Origin of the sequence: Paenibacillus sp. EPM92, assembly GCF_016586185.1 — a bacterium.
Lineage (GTDB): Bacteria > Bacillota > Bacilli > Paenibacillales > NBRC-103111 > Paenibacillus_G > Paenibacillus_G validus.
This window is the reverse complement of record NZ_BCPS01000130.1, coordinates 1-1,132: the sequence shown is the minus strand read 5'-3', so window position 1 is coordinate 1,132 and position 1,132 is coordinate 1. Positions and strand designations below refer to the sequence as shown.

Annotated in this window: 2 protein-coding genes; both read right to left on the bottom strand. The window is 56.6% G+C overall.

All coding sequences use genetic code 11. The features are described from left to right. Window positions 1-236: DJ-1/PfpI family protein (locus JMF85_RS27800; RefSeq protein ID WP_201319398.1), on the bottom strand; the 236-nt coding region annotated here is incomplete at its 3' end. Between the two features lie 96 nt (window positions 237-332). Further along, window positions 333-1,067, bottom strand: coding sequence for a cysteine hydrolase family protein (locus JMF85_RS27795; protein ID WP_127606026.1), 735 nt, complete (start codon window positions 1,065-1,067; stop codon window positions 333-335). Window positions 1,068-1,132: the final 65 nt, after the last annotated feature.

The window sequence follows — 1,132 nt, the reverse complement described above, 5'->3', positions numbered from 1 at the left end:
GGAGCGAATCCGCCGGGAATCACAACCGCGTCGAACTCATCCGCACTGACCTCGTCCGCGGACCGGTCAGCCGTGATCGGGTAGCCGAGTTTACTGTCATAAGTGGATTTCCTGCCCGATCCGACGATTACGACCGTCGCTCCCTCCTCTTGGAGCCGGAGGACCGGATACCACGCCTCCAGCTCCTGGTAATCATCCTCGATAAGCAGCGCAACGCGCCTGCCGTTTAGCCTCATATCTTTCGCTCCCTTTCATGAACATCCATGATCAACTTCCGTTCGTGTTCCTAGCCGGCAATCGCCGGTCCTTGCCGTTAATCGTTAAGATGAGCATTACGCCTGCTGATATTTCTTGGCGTTGTCCAGCTTCTCGAAGAGCTCCTCGCTCGTGATCACGTCGCCGTAGTTCATTTGAATATTACGCAGCGCTTCCCAGTGCTGTCCGTACCCGAGAGGCACATCGTGCGTATGGGGACTTGGGACCGCGGTCGTGCAGTCCGCAAGCACGATGACCTTGTAAGTTCGGTTCCATGCGTCGATCGTGGTGGAATGGACGCAGTTCGCCGAGGTGATGCCGGCGATCACCAGGAACTCCGTCCCGAGCTCCCGCAAGTATTCTTCAAGCTGCGTGCCCACGAAGACGCTGAAGCGGCTTCTCCGCAGAACGGGTTCCCCTTCCCGGGGTTCCAGGTTGCCCGCAAAATTATCTGTCTGAGGGTTCCCCCAGCTTGCGGGCGACTCCGGCGTGCCCGGATTTAAGCCCGGCCACTTCAGGGCGCAGATGCCCTTATCGAGACCTTCAGGACTCAGGCCCCACTGAGACCATATGATCGGACTGCCTTCCTCACGGAACCGCTTGACGACCCGCTCGACCGGTTCGACCGTGTCCTTTCCGCTCGGGGCACCTCCCACGCTCGGAATGGCCAGCGCGCCATCGGGATCGGTGCATACGGGCTGCATATCCATCACGAGTAACACCGTGCGCTTCGGATCAATCTCCGGCGCAACCATGGCACTCCGGTCAATGACTTTATCAATATTTTCAAGCGTGAATTTTAAAGATGACATAGCTAATTCCTCCTTCAGAATTTTAGAGTTAGTTCGAGCTTATTTAAACGTTATATACGTGGTCA

Bases quoted from the DNA above. Each gene is read 5' to 3' on its own strand.
- JMF85_RS27795 (WP_127606026.1), bottom strand. From the start codon at position 1,067: ATGTCATCTTTAAAATTCACGCTTGAAAATATTGATAAAGTCATTGAC.